This is a genomic window from Parapedobacter pyrenivorans, assembly GCF_014636865.1.
Taxonomy (GTDB): Bacteria; Bacteroidota; Bacteroidia; order Sphingobacteriales; family Sphingobacteriaceae; genus Parapedobacter; species Parapedobacter pyrenivorans.
Genome location: NZ_BMER01000001.1, coordinates 562730 through 577151 on the forward strand (window position 1 = coordinate 562730; position 14422 = coordinate 577151).

9 protein-coding genes are annotated in these 14422 nt (G+C 49.3%); 4 read left to right on the plus strand and 5 right to left on the minus strand.

Going from position 1 to position 14422, the window contains the following annotated elements; all coding sequences use genetic code 11:
* The first annotated feature begins 321 nt into the window (after positions 1–321).
* The 4 genes from IEV98_RS02150 to nrdF all read left to right on the plus strand — a co-directional run bounded on the left by IEV98_RS02150 (position 322) and on the right by nrdF (position 4171).
* Positions 322–555 (plus strand): glutaredoxin family protein, encoded by a 234-nt coding sequence (locus IEV98_RS02150; RefSeq protein WP_188504285.1) that lies wholly within the window; start codon positions 322–324, stop codon positions 553–555.
* Between the two features lie 98 nt (positions 556–653).
* Entirely contained in the window at positions 654–1067 is a 414-nt protein-coding gene (nrdI, locus tag IEV98_RS02155) for a class Ib ribonucleoside-diphosphate reductase assembly flavoprotein NrdI (protein WP_188504286.1), read from the plus strand.
* Complete coding sequence (gene nrdE / locus IEV98_RS02160; protein ID WP_188504287.1) at positions 1024–3129, plus strand: class 1b ribonucleoside-diphosphate reductase subunit alpha; 2106 nt, start codon at positions 1024–1026, stop codon at positions 3127–3129. The genes nrdI and nrdE overlap by 44 nt, the downstream gene beginning before the upstream one ends.
* A 58-nt stretch (positions 3130–3187) precedes the next feature.
* Entirely contained in the window at positions 3188–4171 is a 984-nt protein-coding gene (nrdF, locus tag IEV98_RS02165) for a class 1b ribonucleoside-diphosphate reductase subunit beta (RefSeq protein ID WP_188504288.1), read from the plus strand.
* 25 nt (positions 4172–4196) lie between these two features.
* Here the strand turns inward: nrdF and IEV98_RS02170 are convergent, their stop codons facing one another.
* From IEV98_RS02170 to IEV98_RS02190, 5 genes are all read right to left on the minus strand, one after another.
* Complete coding sequence (locus tag IEV98_RS02170) at positions 4197–6605, minus strand: TonB-dependent receptor (protein ID WP_188504289.1); 2409 nt, start codon at positions 6603–6605, stop codon at positions 4197–4199.
* Positions 6606–6625: 20 nt separating this feature from the next.
* Positions 6626–7324 (minus strand): DUF4198 domain-containing protein, encoded by a 699-nt coding sequence (locus tag IEV98_RS02175; protein WP_188504290.1) that lies wholly within the window; start codon positions 7322–7324, stop codon positions 6626–6628.
* Positions 7325–7681: 357 nt separating this feature from the next.
* Positions 7682–9127 (minus strand): Gfo/Idh/MocA family protein, encoded by a 1446-nt coding sequence (locus IEV98_RS02180; protein ID WP_188504291.1) that lies wholly within the window; start codon positions 9125–9127, stop codon positions 7682–7684.
* Between the two features lie 135 nt (positions 9128–9262).
* A complete protein-coding gene (locus IEV98_RS02185; RefSeq protein WP_188504292.1) occupies positions 9263–10843 on the minus strand; it encodes a RagB/SusD family nutrient uptake outer membrane protein in 1581 nt (526 codons plus the stop codon).
* 18 nt (positions 10844–10861) lie between these two features.
* Entirely contained in the window at positions 10862–13933 is a 3072-nt protein-coding gene (locus IEV98_RS02190) for a SusC/RagA family TonB-linked outer membrane protein (protein WP_229738526.1), read from the minus strand.
* Positions 13934–14422 lie beyond the last annotated feature (489 nt).

A 14422-nucleotide genomic window follows, 5' to 3' on the forward strand; every position in this document is an offset into this window, starting at 1 on the left:
GCGGTTTAGGCCATAGCGGATACGTATATCAATTAACATACCGAAACCGTTCAAAAATTATCCACCACAGCAACTTATCGTCGAGTTTTATTTTCGCAAACAACTATTTATCAATAGATTAATACCACTTACACTTACATGAATTATCCACAATGTGTATAATTCAACATCTGTTGATAACAATTCTTACCGTCCTGAAATTAAATAGCTGATATTTGTTCAAGGCTACAACTTACCAACCGACGCGACTAAAAATTATCGGGATCTACCGGGAAACATTCGGCGGCCGATTGGTATTGAACATTTAAAAATCTTATTGCTATGACGCGGATTATTAAGTTTGAAAAAAATGACTGTGCACCCTGCAATCAAGTGTCTGAGTTTCTCGACCGCAGAGGTATCTCGTATGAAAAAGTAAATCCGTTTGATAAACCGGAACTGGCCATCCAATATAAAGTACGTACCGTCCCCACGGTTATCGTCCTTAACCAGGATCAGGAAACCCAACGTATCATTGGGTTTAAGCCGGAAGAATTATCGGCACTGACGATGTAATAGCCGTCGAAGCCTCAAAACACCTGCAATACAGGTTACTAAAAAATAAAAGGAACCCCCTCGATACGTGGGGGTTCAGCATCTAAAAGGTTTGCAACATGGAGTGGATATATTATGACAGCAAAACGGGCAACGTGGAGCGGTTCATGCAGAAAGTGGCTGAGCTGACCGGATGGTCTGTTTGTAAAATCCAGCCCGACATGGATGCGGTGCAAGAAGGGCATTTGGTAACCTTTACCACCCGATTCGGGGAGGTACCCGAAACCACAAAGCGCTTCCTGCACCATGCGAGTCCGTATCTCCTTTCCGTATCTTCAAGCGGAAACCGAAATTGGGGACAGAATTTCGCCATTGCCGGAGACAAGATTGCAACCGAATACGGTATACCGTTGGCTTTAAAGTTTGAGCTATCGGGAACCAACGAAGACATCAATGAATTTATCGCCATTATTAAAGCAAGGAGACACCATGGTAACAAACGAGGTAGCAAAGAGCTGGATTTTGCTCAATAACGAAATCATGATCAAACATGAGGAGGAATTTAGCCTGCACAAGGACAAAGAGGCCGTGCGCGCTTATTTCCTGGAGTATGTCAACAAAAACACCGTTTTCTTTTACACGCTGAAGGAAAAGATAGATTACCTCATCGAAAACAACTACTACATTAATTTCTATGAGTGGTTTACGTTTGAGGAGATGGAAAAGGTGTATGATTTCATTGCCTCGAAAAAATTCCGGTTTGCCTCTTTCATGAGCGCTTTCAAGTTTTTCCAAAGCTATGCGCTCCGTGATGACTCCGGTGAAAAATTCCTTGAACGCTATGAAGACCGTGTAGCCGCTGTATCGCTGTTCCTTGCCCGTCAGGGTGGAGTAGAACATGCCCTGCAATACGCAGAGCTGTTGATCAACCAGGAGTACCAGCCCGCTACACCTACTTTCCTCAATGCAGGCAAAAAGCGTTCCGGGGAATTGGTATCGTGCTTCCTCGATGAAATCGGTGATAACCTCAACGGCATCGGTTACGCGGTGGATTCAGCGATGAAGCTGTCGTCTATCGGCGGTGGGGTGTCATTCAACATTTCCAAAATCCGGGCCCGCGGCGAAGCCATCAAAGGCGTTGAAGGGCGTGCTGGCGGCGTACTGCCCATCATGAAAATCCTTGAGGACACCTTTTCTTATGCCAACCAATTGGGCCAACGCCCGGGGGCAGGGGCAGTGTACCTCAATATTTTCCATTCGGACATCGAGGAATTCCTCGATTGCAAGAAAATCAACGTGGACGAAAAGGTTCGCATCAAATCCCTCTCCATTGGTGTGATTGTTCCCGATAAATTCATGGAATTGGCCACCAAAGACGAACCCTGCTACCTGATTCATCCGCATACGGTGATGCAGGAATATGGCAAATACCTCGATGAGCTGGATATGGACGAAATGTACGACGAACTCATCACCAATCCCAAAATAAAGAAACGCAAGATCAATGCCCGCCACCTGTTGGTGAAGATCGCCCAGACCCAGAAGGAAAGCGGCTATCCTTACATTTTCTTCAAGGAAAATGCCAACCGCCAACATGCCCTGAACGGTGTCGGTAAAGTCAAATTTTCCAATCTCTGTACGGAAATCATGCAGGTTTCCGAGGTATCGGATATCAACATCTACGGACAGGAAGATACCATCCGCTACGGCATTTCTTGCAACCTGGGTTCGCTCAATATTGCCACCGTTATGGATAACAAGCGGGTAGAACAAGCCGTCAAAACAGCGATGCGTGCACTCACCATGGTATCCGATGTAACAGACATCGCCATGGTGCCATCCATCCAAAAGGCCAACCGCGAATTGCACAGCGTAGGCTTAGGGGCGATGAATCTGCATGGATACCTCGCTAAGAATTTCATCATGTACGAAAGCGAGGAAGCGTTGGATTTTGCCAACGTATTCTTCATGATGGTCAACTATTATTCCCTCCAAGCTTCCATGGAGATTGCCCGTGAGCGAAAGGAAACGTTCAACGGTTTTGAGAAATCAGCTTATGCCGATGGCTCGTATTTTGACAAATATATCAACCGCGATTACTTCCCAACCACCATCAAAGTGAGCGAATTGTTTGCTGGTATTGCTATACCGACGATGGAAGATTGGAAAGTATTGAAGCAACAGGTACACGAACACGGTATATATCACGCATACCGTATAGCCATTGCCCCCAACCAATCGACGTCATACATCATGAATGCTACAGCATCGGTGATGCCGATTGTGGATACCATCGAGGTGCGCGAATATGGCGATAGCACCACCTATTACCCGATGCCGTATCTCACCAATGAAAATTACTTCTACTATAAATCGGCATATGATATGGATCAGATGAAGGTATTGCGGCTGGTCTCTGTCATCCAACGGCACGTAGATCAGGGAATATCCACCATCCTGCATACCAACTCCAAGGATAATACCCGGGATTTGGCCAAGTACTACATCTATGGACATAAAGTGGGATTGAAATCGTTATACTACACGCGGACCCGCAAATCTACCATTGACGAGTGTGTCTCGTGCTCAGCATAGGAAATATTGCTTCGTATTCTTGTCTAACATCAAATTTACCCATTTAACCCCCGCAAATATGAAACAATATAAAGCCGTCAACTGGAACGAACCTGAAAATGATTACGCCCTGATGTTCTGGGAACAGAACATCAAACAATTCTGGATCGATACAGAATACATCCCCTCCAAGGATATCGACAGTTGGAAAGCCCTTTCTCCGGAGATGCGGGAATGCTATAAAAAGGCATTGGGCGGCCTGACACTGCTTGATACCCTGCAAAGCCATACCGGAATGCCGAAAATCATGGATCACATCGATTCACTGCAAAACAAATCGGTACTGGCCTACATGTGCATGATGGAAGCAATCCATGCGAAATCCTACTCGACCATCTTTACCACGGTAGCGACCTCACGGGATATTGAAGACATTTTCCATTGGGTGCAAAACAACAAGTATTTACAGTTTAAAGCATCCATGATTGATAAATACTACCGTAAACTGGCCGAAACGGACATCAGTAAAGAAGACCTTTTCATGGGGTTGTGTGCTTCGGTATTTCTGGAATCTTTCCTGTTTTATAGCGGGTTCTTCATTCCATTATGGCTATGCGGGCAAGGACACATGGTAGCCAGTGCGGATATCATCAAGAAAATCGTGGCAGACGAATCCATTCACGGTGTATTTGTTGGACTGCTGGCGCAAGACGTATACAAAAAACTACCCCATCCCGAGAAGGCTAAAGAAAAGCTCTTAGCGTTGCTTAACGAACTTTATGAAAATGAGCTTAAGTACACCGAGGAAATCTATACCGAAGTGGGTCTTACTGCAGAGGTGAAAGAGTACGTGCGCTACAATGCAAATAAAGCGCTCATGAATCTGGGATTCGAACCGATTTTCGAGGTTAAGCGCGTAAATCCCATTGTGATGAACGGTCTCAATGTAGAAACCACCCAACATGATTTCTTCTCCAAGAAATCGACCAACTACGAGAAATCGATGGAAATCGTTCATCTTAGGGATGAGGATTTCGTGATGGATACATCAATTGCGATATAAAAAAGGGGCTTTCGCCCCTTTTTTGTTAAAACTTATAGCCGATGCTCAGCCGCAAATTGCGTGGCGTTTCGGATTGCCAATAGAATGCGTTGTTCCATGAATAGTACGATCCGGTATAAAGATACTCATCCAGCAGATTGAATAGGTTTGCGGTAACCCGGAGTTTGTCGTTTTCCCAGAACAGCCCGGCATCCAACTTGAAGTAATCAGGCAATCTGACATCGCTTTCATCCCAATTATCCGTCTTACGATCCCACAGCCAGGTAAAACCCACCGAGGCACCCAGATTCTTCAATGTGCCACGTTGGATACGGTAAGCCAGCCAAGCATTGGCCGTATTGGCCGCATAGCCAAACAGATCATCCCCTACTTCATAGACGGTGACGCCGTCGGCCACTTCGGTTACCTCAGCGTTGGTATACGCGTAATTGGCAACCAGATCAAGCCCCGGTGCCAGTCGGCCATGCACATCGAACTCAATACCCCGGGCGGCCTTCTGGCCCAAAACAATGCTATAATTTTCCGTAGGGGGCCGATTGGGGTCGGGCGTAAGCTCATTCTCCCTTAGGATCCGGTATACGGAAACAGACGTATTCCATGCACCATCCATCCAATCGCGTTTAAGACCCACTTCTTGGTTATTACCTGTAATCGGTTTCACCTTACCGCCGTCATATATCCTTCCAGACTGGGGCACGAATGCCTGATCATATAACGCGTATAAAGCGGTGTGCTTATCCACACTCCAACTGAGACCGATGCGCGGGGTAAAGTGACTGGCTTTTTCAGGTGCCGCCCCATACGCACTTTGGCTTACAGACGTAAAACGCCCAGCGAGCGTGAGCCGCAGCTGATTGTCAAAGAAACCAAGTTCATCCTGCAGGTAAATACCTTTGTACGATTGGGCCATGGCTCCGCCGGCTAGTGCAGCCCGAGCTTCCAGGCTGGTGATACGGTCAAACGACGGATACCCATTTGATGGCACGCCTAAATTTGGATTGTGCACATCAAATTCACCGCCATTAGCCGTATCCAGAGCGTGGCTTTGGCCCCAATCGGCCAAGTAGTTCTTTTTGCCCACATCGATACCCACGAGGATACGATGTTGCACTGCGCCGGTGGTGAGGTTGCCGTTTACAAACACCTGGCCCAAGCTCATCTCACTCAACGCATCCCAGACCCCGACACCGCGTATGATTTTACCATCGTCGGTCATTTCCGATGCTGGCCACATGGATGAGCCTACCTGATCATACAATAAATAGTATCCCTGCGCTGTAATCCACCAGTTCGTATCGATATCATGGGTCAGGTTGACCAAAAAGGTCTGATCCTTAATATTCGTAGGTTCCAATCCTGTCGGCATCATGGTAAAGTCTCTGGGCAAGCTCGCATATTTCCCCGGCGTAGGGCCAAACACGTAATACGATCCCACATCCGACATGTTGGCATACTGCAACGTATACTCCGCAGTGACCTTTGTTTTTTCATCCACCTGATAAGAAACCACCGGAGCTACCGCATAGCGGTTGTCAAATTCATTGGCGCGATGGGATCCCTTGGTCTGTGCCGATGCATTGAAACGGTACAGGAGTCGGCCGCTTTTATTAAGCTTGCCGTCCAAGTCCAGTGATGCGCGGTATAAATCGTATTCGCCGACGGTCAGCGTCGCTTCGCCTTTGGTTTCTCCCGTTGGCTTCTTGGTCACCACGTTGTATGATCCTGACGGGTCGCCATTAGACAGCATAAAGCCAGCAGGTCCTTTTACGAATTCGATATGATCTACAAAACTCATATCTTCCGTAAGTGGCCCCCAATAAGAAGCGACTACATTAAACCCATTCCGGAATGCTTGGATTTGCGTGCCCCGCATACTGATATTTGTATAAAGATTACCCCAATGCTCCAACCGTACGGCGCCGCTCACGTTCCTGATCAGACCATCGCTCATACTGATGACCTGCTGGTCTGCCAGTGCCTTGCCGGATACCACTTGGATATTCTGTGGGATTTCAATAAGCGGTGCGTCCAAACGCAGCGTAGGAGACGGTGTCAAAACATTATAGTTGCCTCTGTTTTTACTGATCAATACTTCTTCCAACTGTTGGCTGGTTATATTGATCGTAAAATCCTGCGTATAGGTTTGGCCGAGGTTTACGGTGATGGCCTTCGACTGCTTTGCTATCCCCAATGCGCTAACTTCCAAAGTAATGCCTCCCGTTTGACTGAGTTCGATGCGATAGTCTCCGTTTGTACCTGTTTGTGTGCCAAACGGGGTGCCCGCCACCGTAACGGACACGCGATCGGCAGGCAAACCATTGGACGTCGTAACCCTCCCGATAATTACAACATGTTTGCCCTCTTGGGCGTGCCCTTGGTACAGACCACTGAAAGCGAGCAAAAACAAAACGATTAATTGCTTAACGGTTCCCATTGTTGAATGACATCAGGTGATTAATCTATTTTTATACTCCAGGTAGCGATGCGATGGAGATGCTTGTGGTCAGCGCCATCCACATCCACACTGTAGAGCGCTTCCACTAGATAATGCCCTTTCCGATCGGGCACAAAAGAAATCAACCCACTTTCATCCGTGTGGAATGTTTTACTCCAACCATTGGGCGAAAAGACAGTAACTTCGAGTTTGTTGAGTGGTTTTGCACCCAATTGAGCCTTTAGCGAAATCGGTTTGCCGGCCTTCGTATCAAAAAGTCCAGAAATTACCCGGAAATCGGAGGTTTCAGGTAGCGTTGGTTCATCGGCATTACCCACATTCACAAATGCGGTGCTATTAAACTGGTACTTGTGGCCATCAAAGGTCTCTTTTACCGGTTGTGCCACGCTAAGTGTATACACCCCTTCTTTAGTAGGCGTGAAGGTTGCCACGTGATGGTCGGCTTGTGCACTAGTTTCCAATTGCTGACTGCTACCATCGGGATGATGAAGCGTAAGGACAAACGAACCGACGTCAGACCACCAGTCCGTGACGTTCTCCAACACGCCCTCAGCGGGCTCGCCATAGTAGATATGTACCTGTTGCGCCTTCCCGGACTTGCCTGTGGGCTTGGTGGCTATCCATAAGGCGTGTGCCGCAGCTTGGTTAACGATAAACAAACAGGCAATACAGAAACTAATAACATGCATTTTTTTCATGATGATTGAACGATTAGAAGTGAAGATATGGAATGGTAGGGCAGCTTTCTGGCAACCCCACGAGGTATAGCAATAATTTTACGGGTGCAGAACGTCACCGCAAGCAAAATTTGCCTATTTTGCATGGCTTTTATAAATGTGCTCAACGTTTTTTAAAAGTAAACCACTTTTAGTGGATGGGCCACACAGGTGCGAACTGTGTGGCTTTATTGTTTTCGAACGCAAATATAGATACTAGTTTATAATAAGTCTAAATAATTATCAATTATTTTTTGAGTTCACAAACCGGCAAAAAAAAGCAGGGTACCCGTTTCGGATACCCTGCTATTCAGATCGGTCAACAACCGTTATACGCGTTTACACGGTTGGTAACTCCCAACCTTTACGGTATTGGCGTTTCACAAATTGATTGACTTCATCGAAGTTGGTTACCTTCATGTTAGCGTTGTCCCAGATAAACTTGAGGTTTCTGCCCGGATATTTATTATCGATCTGCAGATCAGACCCACGGATGGCCAGATTAGACATCAGCAATGCCTCGGTCAATGGTCCGGATATTTCAAACGGAGCACTTACGGGCTTATTGCCGTATCCGGCGATAGCCGCTTCTACCCACTGCGCATAATGTCCACCAGACCCGCCGGGTACACGCTCGTATTTCACCGGTAATTTGTGCTGCTCGGTAAGCGACGTCGGTAATAACCTTGGATTTTCAGCATAGCAACCCGCCATCATCTTGCCCTTCGTGCCGATAAACAGGATACCGTTACCACCATCTCCAAATACCTCGTTGGGTCCCAATTCCTCAGGACGTTGCGGTTGGATACCACCATCCATCCAATGGATTTTCACGTCACCGGATGTCTTTTCGGTTTTCGGGAAGGTCATCACTGCATAACTCGACGGCGGACAGCTTTGCGGGAAATATCCACGTTTGAACTCATCGACATATACCGAGCCCACACTGGCCTGTACATCCTTTACATATTGCAAGCCCAAGATGCTGAATGGCGCTTCCATGATGTGACAGCCCATATCACCAAGAGCTCCCGTACCATAGTCCCACCAGCCGCGCCAGTTAAACGGCACCAGTTTATCGACATAGTCCCTGTAGGGGGCAGTGCCCAACCACAGGTCCCAATCGAGTTCCTTAGGTACTTCGGCTTTCTGCGTAGGCCATTGGATACCTTGCGGCCAAACCGGCCGGTCTGTCCAGGTATAAATCGTGTGCACATCGCCGATCAGGCCCGCGTCAAACCATTCGCGCATGATGCGCACCCCATCACCCGAAGCACCTTGGTTACCCATCTGGGTTACTACTTTGTACTTCTTTGCCGCTTGGGTCAATGCACGCGCTTCAAACACATCATGGGTCAGTGGCTTCTGCACATACACATGCTTGCCCAATTGCATTGCCGGCAACGCATGGATCGCGTGGTTGTGGTCCGGTCCGGATACCGAAACCGCATCGATATGCTTGTGTTCCTTATCGAGCATCTCCCGGAAATCCTTATAATATTTCGCTTTGGGGAAGCGCTTCACCGAGCCAGCCGCTCGGCGGTCGTCCACATCACAAAGAAATGCGATTTCGGCTTTGCCGCTATCGTGAAAATTCTTCAAATCGGATTCGCCTTTGCCTCCCACACCGATGCCCGCAATTACCAGCTTGTCACTAGGTGCTACAAAACCAGCTCCTCCCAATACATGTCGCGGTACGACCATAAAACCTGCCGCCGCTGCAGCTCCCGTCTTGATAAAATCTCTACGGGTTGCACCTGCTTTTGATTGATTACTTTTTTCCATTTATAATAAATTGTTTTAGCGTATGCGTGTTTATCCTTAGTATCTTGGTCATTACAACTAACCCATCGCAAATTGTATGGGGCTAATATAGAAAAAAATTGCCAGCAGTTGCGTAACAACTTGCTGGCAATTCCATTAGTTGGTGTATCCCGGGTTTGGTTCCAACGCCGGGTTGCGCTGCAATTCGTCGTCGGGCAGGGGGAACAATAAGTGGTTCTCGGTATACGTGGCCCCGAAGCTATTTTGATGGCCGATCACATCCACGAAACTGATCTGTCCATTGCTGGCTGTCACTGGATACTGCCGGGTGCGTTGGATATCGAACCATACCTGAAACTCGAATAGCAGTTCCCGCAACCGCTCTTTCCATACTTCTTCCACGAATTGCTCAGGGCTGAGACCGCTCAACTGAGCCTTTACCTCCGCCTCGGTCTGCTTCCAGTATGCGCGTGCCCTAATCTCGGCGAGGTAATCGACGGCCTCAGCCGTAACCCCTTCCGACCGTGCGATGGCTTCCGCGGCGATCAGCAGTACATTGGCGTAGGTCAAAATCGGCAGGTCCTTGCCGGAAGTGGCAGTCTCCAACGACGCTTCCTCGTCAAACCAGATATGTGGAGCCGTGTCAAAATTGGCTACTGTACCATTTTCACGAGTGAGCGACGAGTGGAAGTATTGCTTTTCCTGTATACGGAGATCTTCACCCGCGTCATACGCCCGTAGTAAGCCCGCGGTGGGTCGATAAGCATTGTTGAAAATGGCGTACGCCAGCTCGGGTGCCATACTCACCGGGAACGCATATTGGGTATAGCCGGAATTGGAGATACCCACGGAGTATTCATAGTAATAGATATGCTCGTTCTGCAGGTTGTCCGCGAGGCGAGCCTTGTTGTAGGCACTGTTGGCAGGATCTACAGCTCCGCCGGAGCGTCCGTGCTGGGTTAACGAGTAATTGCCATCATTAATGATTGCCCGCGCCTCCTGGGCAGCATCGGCGTAATGATTGGCCTGCAACGGGTAGCCACTCATGGTGAGGTACACCTCGGCCAGCAAGGCCTGTGCCGCTCCCTGCGTAATCCGGTTGCCGTTGCTACCCATGGTCGTACTCGGAAGGTTACCTTCCCCAGCCGCGAACGTCAGGTCCGCTACGATCAGTCCGTAGATATCAGCAACTGGCGACCTGGGAACATAGAGGTTATCCAGGCTCTCGTAAGGTTCGGTAATCAACGGCACGCCACCGAAATAGCGGACCAGGTAATAATAATTCATTGCCCGAAAGAATCGGGCTTCGGCCAACAGCTTGTTCGCTTCGGTTTCGACCAGCCCGGGGGTGGCGGGGATATACTTGATGGCATTGTTGGCACGCGAAATACCCAGGTACATATCGCGCCAGAAGTTGCCCAGGTAACCCGACATATTGACGCTATTCAGCGTGAGCTGCTGTGCATGCTGTACGTGTATCTCCTGGCCCTTGTAATCGTTGTCTACCAGGCCTGACATGTAAGGGCCAATCATGAGCCGTGAGCCACCATAAACGCTGGCACCGAACAATGACGGCACACCGGATCGATAAAGGGCATTTACCGAGTTGTAAGCATGGTCAGGGTTCTTAAAAAACTGGTCGGGGGCAATCTCGTCCTTGGGTACCTCCGTGAGGAACTCCGAACAGGACGTGGCCAAAAGCCCCGCTGTGAATATGATTGCAATTAACTTTTTCATCTTTTCAAAGTTTGAGGGTTAGAATTGGAAACTGGTACCTATTGTGAACGTCCGCGGATTGGGGTATTGGAAGAAGAAAATGTTCTGCCCCCACTGGTCGCCGCCCCAGGAAGTCGCCTCCGGATCGTATCCCTTGAAGTCTTTTGATTTAACCAGGAAGGCGTTCTGCACACTGGCATAGATGCGGAGTCCACGCAGGTTGAGGTTAGTCAGCGTCAGGTCACCGAAGCTATAGCCCAGCGACACCAAGCTCCCACGCAGGTATGATCCATCTGCCACCCAATGGTCGTCCACCTCACTGTTTTGCCCCGAATAGGCACCATTCCGGATCTGCTGCACCATGGTATTCTGGTTATCTTCCGTCCAGGCGTCATACAGCGTAGTCGCTAGCCCGTTGGAGAGGCCGGTTCGGTCTTCCATGGAGTGCGTAAATTGCTGCAGGATATCCGCTCCCAGCACAAACTGCAGGTCAACGGTAAGATCGAAATTTTTATAGCGCACGTTATTCACGAAGCTCCCTACCCATTCCGGTAACCCATTGCCGATAATCTGGCGCTCGCTGCTGCGCTTGGCCACACCCGGGATGGCACCTACCGCTGCCGCTTCGGCGGCCTCGTCCGTACCCCATGTACCCAATCGCCGATAGCCCCAGAATGAGCTCAACGGCTCACCTACGCGGAGGATGGTCTGGCTGCCCGAAACCCAGTTAGGGCCGGGGAAGATGTCTTCGTCATTCTCGCCCAACGCCTCAATGCGGTTTTTGTTGTAGCTAAAGTTGATCGTAGACTGCCAATTGAATACTTCATTCGCTACGGGTGCACCACTAACCAGTACTTCGATGCCCCTGTTGGATACCGATCCGATGTTGTCGCGTACGCCGGTAAAGCCCGTGGATGTCGGTACGGGCTTATCAAGCAACAGGTCAGTGGTGAGTTTATAATAGTAGTCGAACGCCACGGTAAGTCGCCTATTGAATAATGCAAGGTCAAAGCCCACGTCAAATTGGTTGGTCTTCTCCCATTCCAGATTGGGGTTGGGTAGCCGGTTGACGAAGCTTTGCGAAACGCGCGCCCCATTGAGGAGCGTGGTACCCGTAGAAATTGTACCAAGCGACTGGTAGGTTGGAATCTCCGTGTTGCCCGTGATGCCGTAGCTCGACCGGATCTTGAATTCATCCAGTCCCTGGACATCACTCAGGAACGACTCCTCGGAGAGTACCCATCCCAAACCGGCGGAAGGGAAAATCCCGTACTTATTGTTCTCACCGAACCGCGAAGAACCGTCTATCCGCCCGGTAACGGTAACCAAGTATTTATTCTTGAAACTGTAGCTACCGCGCAGGAAGTAGGAATTCATCGCCCACTTATCGTACGACGAGTTGGGCGCCCCTGGTTGGCTGGCCGATTGGATCGCATTGAACCGGAAAAAGTCGTCGGCAAAACCCTCGGCGGAAATCGAATTGTTTGCATAGACGCGCTGCTGCCAGCTGAGCCCCAACACCGAGTTGATTCGGTGATCGCCGATTTCCTTATTATAATTCAGATAAGTTTCCTCCTGCCAGTAAAACGAACGCTGGTTTTCAAGGTAGGCGCGGCCGAGTGGCTGCGATATATTGATTAAATCCGTGGGGCTATATTCCTGGATGTTGGTATCGTGTTTGTCAAAGCCAAACTGCGTGCGCAGATCCAATCCCGGCAGGATGTGGAAGGTCAGGAAAGCATTCCCAAACAACTGCTGCCGCTTGCGAAGCCGGTCTTGTGTCTCCAGCACATGGACCGGATTGGGGATGGCCTCCAGGCCAAACGGATCCGTGATCATGCTGCTGTTGGCCCAGGTCCCGTCAGGAAACTTCACCGGAAAAATGGGCACCATTTCGAGCATAGACCGGCGCGGCATCTGGTGCCCACCACCCTCTTCGAACTCGTTCTCCTTGGTGTAATTTGCTAGTAAGTTGATACCCAGCGAAAGCCATTCCTTGGGCTTCGCGTCATAAGCGACCTTACCGTTGATACGCTCCAGGGCGTTGTTAAGCATGATTCCCTGCATGTTGGCGTAGTTGATGAATGCACCGAACGAGGAATTTTCAGCCTTGGTCTGTACGGAGAACTGGTGGTTGTGGGACACCGCTGTACGGGTGGCCTCCTCCTGCCAGTCGGTATCGTAAAGCGGATTGCCCTGTGCATCGAACAACCGCGGATCCTCCCGGCTGAGCGTGGGTATAGTGTTCGTGCTGTATTTGGAATGGTTGGCAAAACCGCGCTCGATAACCTCCAGCCATTCGGCTGAGTTAAGCACGTCGATTTTGCGCGGCAAAACACCGACATTCATAAACCCGTCATAGCCCACGATCGTACCGGTCATCTTGGCTCCGCGACGGGTAGTGATCAGGATGACCCCGTTTGCACCACGGGCACCATAAATCGCTGTCGATGAAGCGTCTTTCAGCACCTCCATACGCTCGATGTCATTGGGATTCAGGAACTGGATGTTCTCCATGGCCACACCATCCACCACGAACAGCGGGTTGGACGACGAATTGATCGTACCCAGCCCTCTAATGAGGATACGGGGGCTGCCTGACGGCGAGCCGGAATTGAGGAAGACGTTTACCCCGGCCACGCGGCCCTTCATCCCCTGCAACGCATTGCTTACCGGAGCCTGAAGGAGATCCTCTCCCGATAGCACACCAACGGAACCTGTCAGATCGGACTTCCGCTGCGTACCGTAGCCGACCACCACAACTTCATCCAAGCTTTCCGCATCGTCTTGCAGTTGTACATCCATAGTGGCGCTTTGTCCTACAATAAGCTCCTGACTAATATAACCGAGGTAGGAAAACACGAGCGTTTCCCCGGCTGAGGCGGGGATCGAGTACCTGCCCAAGTCATCCGTGGCAGCTCCCCTTGCCGTCCCTTTTACGGCTACCGAAACGCCGGATAAAGGCGTATTGTCGGTTGCACTGGTCACTGTACCTGTGATCGTTTGTTGTGCAGCCGCTTCGGTCAATGGCAGCATGGAGTCGCCGACGGGTTCAGCAAACACCGGACCACCAAACAGTGCTGCTACTAAGGGTAGAAGCGATAATCGCATCTTCCCACATCTTGTTTTTGTAGTGTGTTGGTTCATTTTTTTAATTTTTGGTTTCTTTATAGTGTACTGGGTTCATTGCGTTCTACCATAACCGACCTATAAAAGCACCAAATTAAGGGGCGGCTTTAACCGGCCTTCCCTACTTGAAGCGCTATAGATCGAGGATAGACGCAAAGTACAGGATACGCTCACGCAATACCCCGTAACCGCTCGGGAGTATAAAAACTCACGGGCTAAACAGAAGAAGCTAAAATATTTTAGCTAATAAGGAATAAATAGCTTTTTGACATCGTTTGTGTGTGTTTTAGAAGGTGAATTTAATTAGTTGTTTTACACTTTGGTTCGCTTTGTAATACACTAACTGATTATAGAGCTAAGATATGTAATAAAAGACTTACTTGCAAGCAAGTTTGTACTAGTTTACAGGTCAACCCTATTTCCGTGTCCGCTTGGTCCAATCTGGGGGCAGTAGGATATAGCGCTATACCA

What these genes read in the sequence shown, in the direction of transcription:
- IEV98_RS02185 (WP_188504292.1), bottom strand. Translation starts at nt 10,843, where the DNA reads ATGAAAAAGTTAATTGCAATCATATTCACAGCGGGGCTTTTGGCCACG.
- nrdI (WP_188504286.1), top strand. Translation starts at nt 654, where the DNA reads ATGGAGTGGATATATTATGACAGCAAAACGGGCAACGTGGAGCGGTTC.
- IEV98_RS02175 (WP_188504290.1), bottom strand. Translation starts at nt 7,324, where the DNA reads ATGAAAAAAATGCATGTTATTAGTTTCTGTATTGCCTGTTTGTTTATC.
- IEV98_RS02190 (WP_229738526.1), bottom strand. Translation starts at nt 13,933, where the DNA reads ATGCGATTATCGCTTCTACCCTTAGTAGCAGCACTGTTTGGTGGTCCG.
- IEV98_RS02150 (WP_188504285.1), top strand. Translation starts at nt 322, where the DNA reads ATGACGCGGATTATTAAGTTTGAAAAAAATGACTGTGCACCCTGCAAT.
- nrdF (WP_188504288.1), top strand. Translation starts at nt 3,188, where the DNA reads ATGAAACAATATAAAGCCGTCAACTGGAACGAACCTGAAAATGATTAC.
- IEV98_RS02170 (WP_188504289.1), bottom strand. Translation starts at nt 6,605, where the DNA reads ATGGGAACCGTTAAGCAATTAATCGTTTTGTTTTTGCTCGCTTTCAGT.
- IEV98_RS02180 (WP_188504291.1), bottom strand. Translation starts at nt 9,127, where the DNA reads ATGGAAAAAAGTAATCAATCAAAAGCAGGTGCAACCCGTAGAGATTTT.
- nrdE (WP_188504287.1), top strand. Translation starts at nt 1,024, where the DNA reads ATGGTAACAAACGAGGTAGCAAAGAGCTGGATTTTGCTCAATAACGAA.